The sequence below is a fragment of the Pseudomonas sp. SG-MS2 genome, assembly GCF_009933855.1.
In the GTDB taxonomy this organism is placed as follows: domain Bacteria; phylum Pseudomonadota; class Gammaproteobacteria; order Pseudomonadales; family Pseudomonadaceae; genus Aquipseudomonas; species Aquipseudomonas putida_E.
The window spans coordinates 21356-27693 of the sequence record NZ_MOMO01000129.1 but is presented as its reverse complement, the minus strand read 5'-3'; the positions used below and the strand labels follow the sequence as shown (position 1 = coordinate 27693).

Genomic DNA, 6338 nt, shown 5'->3' with positions numbered 1-6338 from the left:
GCCCCCGCTGCCCCGACCACGGATGTCGCGGCTACGAGGAAGCGGCGCCGGCCTGCGTTGACGCCGTCATTGCTCATTCAGTCCTCTCCCATCAGCTTGCTTGGCCTGTTGGATCAGGCCTGTACTTAGGTAATGTCTGTGGCACCCCAAATTGGCCGCCATGGTAAGAAACAAATCCACACAGTGACAAGGTGATTAACCCAGGTCCGGGCTACAACCCTCGCTTTGCTTGATCTGCGTCTATGCGACAGGACACCACGGACATGCTGACAGGTTAGTTCAAGCCATAAAAAAAGCCCGGTTCCAAAGAACCGGGCTTTTTTCGACTGCCGAAGCGGTATTAACGCTTGGAGTACTGAGGACGCTTACGCGCTTTACGCAGACCCACTTTCTTACGCTCGACTTCACGAGCGTCGCGGGTGACGTAGCCAGCACGACGCAGAGCGCCACGCAGGGTTTCGTCGTATTCCATCAGAGCGCGGGTGATACCGTGACGGATCGCACCGGCTTGACCGCTGACACCACCACCGGCAACGGTGACGTAGATGTCGAACTTCGCGGTGGTCTCGGTCAGCTCCAGCGGCTGGCGAACAACCATACGAGCGGTTTCGCGGCCGAAGAAGGTGTCCAGAGGACGGTTGTTGATGGAGATGTTACCAGTACCCGGACGCAGGAAAACGCGAGCGGTTGCGGTCTTGCGACGGCCAGTGCCGTAATTTTGAGTCGCCGACATAATGAACTATCCCGTTAGATCTTCAGTTCTTGAGGCTGCTGAGCAGTGTGTGGGTGAGCAGCACCCGCGTACACTTTCAGCTTACGGTACATGTCGCGACCCAGCGGGTTCTTCGGCAGCATGCCTTTGACCGCGGTTTCGATAACACGCTCAGGGGCCTTGGCGATCAACTTCTCGAAGTTGATTTCCTTGATACCGCCCGGGAAGCCGGAGTGGGAGTAGTACATCTTGTCGGAAGACTTGGCGCCAGTTACACGAATTTGCTCGGCGTTGATGACGACGATGTAGTCGCCGGTGTCAACGTGAGGAGTGTATTCTGGTTTGTGCTTGCCACGCAGACGGCTAGCGATTTCGGTAGCCAGACGACCCAGGGTCTGGCCAGCGGCGTCGACTACGAACCACTCGCGCTTTACTGTTTCCGGTTTAGCAGTAAAAGTTTTCATTCTCTAAAGCCTCAGAGGCCGCCCAGCGAAAAATAGACGGCGAATCTTACTGGATAGTGCACAGCTTGCCAAGGGCAAGCGCGCAGCCGAACACAGACGCTTTTGGGGGCTCGGGTCGGGCACGCCAATGTTCGACGGGGTTCTTCCTGCGTGGTGGTGCATCACTTCCGCCACACGGAGAGGGGCCGAATTATCCAGATTGCGCGAAAAATTTCAACCTGCTTTTATGGGTGTCTTTGCCAAGGAGTGTTTTCCCGATGGAATACCGCAAGCTCGGCCGTACCGATCTCGATGTCAGCGCCCTGTGCCTGGGCACCATGACCTGGGGCGAGCAGAACGACGAGGCCGAGGCCTTCGCCCAGATCAAACTGGCCAAAACCAGCGGGGTCAATTTTATCGACACCGCCGAAATGTATCCGGTGCCGCCACGCCCCGAGACCTATGCCGCCACCGAGCGCATCATCGGCAACTGGTTCCGCCAGCACGGCGACCGCGATGACTGGATTCTCGCCAGCAAGGTCGCCGGCCCCGGCAACGGTATCAGCCACATCCGCGACGGCCAGCTCAAGCACAACCGCCAGCACATCGTGGCGGCGCTGGATGCGAGCCTTGAGCGCCTGCAAACCGACCGTATCGACCTGTATCAGCTGCACTGGCCGGAGCGCAGCACCAACTTCTTCGGCAAGCTGGGTTACCAGCACCTGCCGCATGACCTGTTCACCCCCCTGGAAGAAACCCTCGAGGTGCTCGACGAGCAGGTGCGGGCAGGCAAGATCCGCCACATTGGCCTTTCCAACGAAACGCCGTGGGGCACCATGAAGTTCCTGCAACTGGCCGAAACCCGCGGCTGGCCACGGGCGGTGTCGATCCAGAACCCGTACAACCTGCTCAACCGCAGCTTCGAGGTGGGCCTGGCGGAAGTGGCCATCCGCGAGCAGTGTGGCCTGCTGGCCTACTCGCCGCTGGCCTTCGGCATGCTGTCGGGCAAATACGAGAACGGCGCCCGGCCGGAAAAAGGCCGCCTGACCCTGTTCAGCCGCTTCGCCCGCTACTCCAACCCGCAGACCGTGGCGGCCTGCAGCCGCTATGTGCAACTGGCCCAGGCACACGGGCTGGACCCGGCACAAATGGCCCTGGCATTCGTCACCCGCCAGCCCTTCGTGACCAGCAACATCATCGGTGCCACTGACCTGGTACAACTTCAGAGCAACCTCAAAAGCCTGGAGCTGAACCTGAGTGATGAGCTGCTGGCGGCGATCGAGGCCGTTCATCAGGAGCAGCCCAACCCGGCACCTTGAACAAAGCTGCAAGAAAAAGCAGAGCGGTGTCGCAGCCTCTGCTTTTTTCTTGCCGCTTGCAGCTTGAAGCTTGCAGCTCGACAAAAAACATAAGACGATCCAGCCGGTGATTGACCACTCTACCCTATAAGAACAATGACAATGATGTTTACCCAACCCTCCGCGTCATTGCGGCGCGTCAGCATCCTGGCCATTGACAAGGTGTTCGCTTCGACCTTGATGCAAGCCAAGGACTTTTTCCACCTCGCCAGCCTGCGCTACAGCAAACAGCTGGGCCTGGGCCTGCAGCCCATGTTCGAGATCTGCCTGGTGAGCCCCGACGGCCAGCCGGTGGACAGTTTCAGCAATGTGCAGCTGCCGGTCGATGGCGGCCTGGACGACGCCGATGTGATCATCCTCCCAGCCTTCTGGGAAGACTTCGACAACCTGCTGCAACGTTATCCGCAAGTGCTGCCCTGGTTGCGCGAGCAACATGCCCGCGGCGCCGTACTCTGCGCTGAAGCCAGCGGGGTATTCTGGCTGGCCGAGTCCGGCCTGCTCGACGGCAAGGAGGCGACCACCTACTGGCGCTTCTTCACCAGCTTCGCCGAGCGCTACCCGAAGATCCGGCTGAACCAGGACAAGCACCTGACCGACGCCGACAACCTTTACTGCGCCGGCGGCACCACCTCGGCCTGCGACCTGTACATCTACCTGATCGAACGCTTCTGCGGGGCCAACGTGGCCCGCGCCGTGGCCCGTGACATCCTCTACGAAGTGCAGCGCAACTACACCCCTGGGCGCATGGGTTTCGGTGGGCAGAAGCTGCACCAGGACCTGATCATCCTGCAGATTCAACACTGGCTCGAGGAGCACTTCGCCGACAAGTTCCGCTTCGAGGATGTGGCCCGCAACCATGGCATGAGCATCCGCAACTTCATGCGGCGCTTCCAGGGCGCGACCGGCGACAAGCCGCTGCACTACCTGCAGCGGCTACGGATAGAAACAGCCAAGGGGTTGCTGTCGAGCACACGCAAGAGCATCAAGACCATCAGCTATGAAGTCGGCTATGACGATGCGAGTTTCTTTGCGCGGCTGTTCCGCCAGCACACGGAGTTGTCGCCGAACCAGTATCGGCAGCAGTTTATGCAGGAAGCCTGAATTCAGCCCAAGCGACCATCTGTAGGAGCGGCCTTGCCGGGGCGCCGGACCGGTCGGAAAGGGTCGCGCAGCGGCCCCAGGTTCTGTGGCGCCACAAAAAACATCGGGGCCGCTGCGCGCCCCTTTCCGAACGGTCCGACGCCCCGGCAAGGCCGCTCCTACAGCGCAAGGACCTCAGGGCTTGTGCGCGCGGGCCAGGAATTCGTGCGACTGCATCTCCAGCAACCGGCTCAAGGTGCGCTGGAACTCGAAGCTCAGGCGCCCACCGGTGTACAAATCCTTCAGCTCTACCTCGGCCGAAATGATCAGCTTGACGTTGCGGTCGTAGAACTCGTCCACCATGTTGATGAAACGCCGGGCGATGTCGTCGGTGGTGACGCCCATCTGCTCGACGTTGCTCAACAGCACGGCATGGAAAATCTTGCCCAGTTCAATGTAGTCGTTCTGGCTGCGCGGCCCGTCGCACAGGGCGCGGAAGTCGAACCAGGCGACATCGTCACAGGTACGCAGCGCATGGATCGGGCGGTTCTCGATCATCAGCACGTCATTGTCGACGGCCTGGGTGCACTCGGGTGTCAGCGCCTTGAAGCTCGCACGCATGCTCTGCTCGGCAGCCTCGTCGAGCGGGAAGTGGAACAGTTCGGCCTGCTCCAGGTGACGCAGGCGGTAGTCGACCCCGCTGTCGACGTTCACCACGTCCGTATACTGCTTGATCATGGCGATGGCCGGCAGGAAGCGCGCACGCTGCAGGCCATCCTTGTACAGGCCGTCGGGGACGATGTTGGAGGTCGCCACCAGCGATACGCCGTTCTTGAACAGCTCTTCCATCAGGGTGCCGAGGATCATGGCATCGGTGATGTCGGAGACGAAGAATTCGTCGAAACAGATCACCTTGGCTTCATCGCTGAAGCGCTTGGCGATCAGGGTCAGCGGGTTCTTCTCGCCCTTGAGGGTTTTCATCTCCTCGTGCACCCGCTTCATGAAGCGGTGGAAGTGCGTACGCATCTTCTGCTTGAACGGCAGCGCTTCATAGAAGGTATCGACCAAGTAGGTCTTGCCCCGGCCTACCCCGCCCCAGAAATACAGGCCTTTGACCGGCGTCTGCTCCTTCTTGCCGAACAGCTTGCCGAACATGCCCGGCTTGTTGTTCTGCGCGTGCACCAGGTCGTCGTACAGGCGCTGCAAGTGACGCACCGCAGTTTCCTGCGCCGCATCATGGAAGAAGTCGGGACGTTTCAGATCTGCTTGATATCGTTCTAGGGGCGTCATGATTTCGTTAGCGAGGCAACAAAAAACGGGCCGTCACTGTAGCGACCGGCCCGCCTAATGGCAATCAGACTTGCGTCAAACTGTCTCAGTCCTGCTGCGGCGCCAGGGCCTCACGCAGGCTTTGAACGGCCATGTCACGGGCCTGGGCACTGGCAAACTGCGGCCCGTCGGCAACCTGCTCGCCGTTCAGCCACAAGCTGAAGCCCAGGCCTTCGACACGCACATCGGCGTCGCCGCCCTGCTGCAACTGCTTGCTCACCGCACCCGCGCTCTTGCCGTCGGCGAAGCTGCGAGACAACAGCAGTTGCTCGCCATCAGCGGCCAACAGGCGGAAGCGGAAGCTGCCGTCCTCGTCACGGAAGCTGACGAAGCGTGCGCTCTTGACGGCCTTCTTCTTCACCTCTGTAGTGGCCTGCACGCTGCTACGGAACGAGCGCAGGCCAACGGCCTCGCGCAGTTGCTCGAGGAACGGCGTGGCGGTCTTGCGGGCCTTGGCAGCGCCGGCCAGCAGGATGTCTTCCAGGTCCGACGGGCGGGAAATCAGTTGGTGATAGTGCTCACGCTTCTCGGCCAGTTGCCCGTCAAGCAGCTGGAACAGGCGCTGCTTGGCCTCGCCCCAGCCCAGGCCCTGCAGCAGTTCTTCGCGAAACTCGGCGCATTGCACCGGCGTCGAGAAGGCCTGGAACAGGGTGAACAGGTGCGCGTTGTCCGGGTCTTTCGCTTCGCCAGGTGCACGCGAGTCGGTGACGATGCGCGAAATGGCGTCCTTCATGTCCTTGGCGCTGGAGAAAAGCGGGATGGTGTTGTCATAGCTCTTGGACATCTTGCGCCCGTCCAGGCCAGGCAACGTCGCCACACTTTCTTCGATAACCGCCTCTGGCAAGGCGAAGAAGTCCTTGCCTTGGCCGAACAGGTGGTTGAAGCGCTGGCCGATGTCACGGGCCATTTCCACGTGCTGGATCTGGTCGCGACCGACCGGCACCTTGTGCGCGTTGAACATCAGGATGTCCGCTGCCATCAGCACCGGGTAGCTGTAAAGGCCCATGGTCACGCCGGCGTCCGGGTCTTCGCCATTTTCGAGGTTCTTATCCACCGAAGCCTTGTAGGCGTGCGCACGGTTGAGCAGGCCCTTGGCCGCGACGCAGGTGAGCAGCCAGGTCAGCTCGGGAATCTCGGGAATATCGGACTGACGGTAGAAGGTCACTTTGTCCGGGTCGAGGCCGCCGGCCAGCCAGGTAGCAGCGATTTCCAGACGCGAGCGCTGAATGCGCAGCGGGTCATCGCACTTGATCAGGGCGTGGTAGTCGGCCAAAAAGTAGAACGAGTCGGCGCCCGGCTGCTGGCTGGCGACGATCGCCGGGCGAATGGCACCGGCGTAGTTGCCCAGGTGTGGGGTACCGGTGGTGGTGATACCAGTGAGAATGCGCGTGGTCATGGGTGTTCGCTTATTCAGGC

The 6338-nt window shown here is 60.8% G+C and carries 7 protein-coding genes; 2 read left to right on the top strand and 5 right to left on the bottom strand.

Features of this window, described 5'->3' with window-relative positions; all coding sequences use genetic code 11:
• The 3 genes from BLX42_RS11225 to rplM form a co-directional block, all read right to left on the bottom strand.
• The coding region (locus BLX42_RS11225) for a ubiquinol-cytochrome c reductase iron-sulfur subunit N-terminal domain-containing protein (RefSeq protein WP_272925947.1) at positions 1–77 on the bottom strand (77 nt) is incomplete at its 3' end.
• Between the two features lie 263 nt (positions 78–340).
• Positions 341–733: a 30S ribosomal protein S9 gene (gene rpsI / locus BLX42_RS11220; protein WP_046784841.1), complete on the bottom strand. Its 393-nt coding sequence runs from the start codon at positions 731–733 to the stop codon at positions 341–343.
• A 14-nt stretch (positions 734–747) separates the two neighbouring features.
• Positions 748–1176: a 50S ribosomal protein L13 gene (gene rplM, locus BLX42_RS11215; RefSeq protein ID WP_008097538.1), complete on the bottom strand. Its 429-nt coding sequence runs from the start codon at positions 1174–1176 to the stop codon at positions 748–750.
• Positions 1177–1433: 257 nt separating this feature from the next.
• Here rplM and BLX42_RS11210 point away from each other — a divergent pair, with 257 nt between their 5' ends.
• Positions 1434–2474, top strand: a complete 1041-nt coding sequence (locus tag BLX42_RS11210; protein ID WP_115273635.1) for an NADP(H)-dependent aldo-keto reductase — start codon at positions 1434–1436, stop codon at positions 2472–2474.
• Between the two features lie 219 nt (positions 2475–2693).
• Complete coding sequence (locus BLX42_RS11205) at positions 2694–3614, top strand: GlxA family transcriptional regulator (protein ID WP_172655354.1); 921 nt, start codon at positions 2694–2696, stop codon at positions 3612–3614.
• 174 nt (positions 3615–3788) lie between these two features.
• Here BLX42_RS11205 and zapE read toward each other — a convergent pair whose 3' ends face one another.
• Positions 3789–4883: a cell division protein ZapE gene (gene zapE / locus BLX42_RS11200; protein ID WP_039603943.1), complete on the bottom strand. Its 1095-nt coding sequence runs from the start codon at positions 4881–4883 to the stop codon at positions 3789–3791.
• A gap of 85 nt (positions 4884–4968) precedes the next feature.
• A complete protein-coding gene (locus BLX42_RS11195; RefSeq protein WP_046784839.1) occupies positions 4969–6318 on the bottom strand; it encodes a tryptophan--tRNA ligase in 1350 nt (449 codons plus the stop codon).
• Positions 6319–6338 lie beyond the last annotated feature (20 nt).

Coding starts and splice junctions, on each gene's coding strand:
- rpsI (WP_046784841.1), bottom strand. CDS start 733: ATGTCGGCGACTCAAAATTACGGCACTGGCCGTCGCAAGACCGCAACC.
- BLX42_RS11210 (WP_115273635.1), top strand. CDS start 1,434: ATGGAATACCGCAAGCTCGGCCGTACCGATCTCGATGTCAGCGCCCTG.
- BLX42_RS11195 (WP_046784839.1), bottom strand. CDS start 6,318: ATGACCACGCGCATTCTCACTGGTATCACCACCACCGGTACCCCACAC.
- zapE (WP_039603943.1), bottom strand. CDS start 4,883: ATGACGCCCCTAGAACGATATCAAGCAGATCTGAAACGTCCCGACTTC.
- rplM (WP_008097538.1), bottom strand. CDS start 1,176: ATGAAAACTTTTACTGCTAAACCGGAAACAGTAAAGCGCGAGTGGTTC.
- BLX42_RS11205 (WP_172655354.1), top strand. CDS start 2,694: ATGCAAGCCAAGGACTTTTTCCACCTCGCCAGCCTGCGCTACAGCAAA.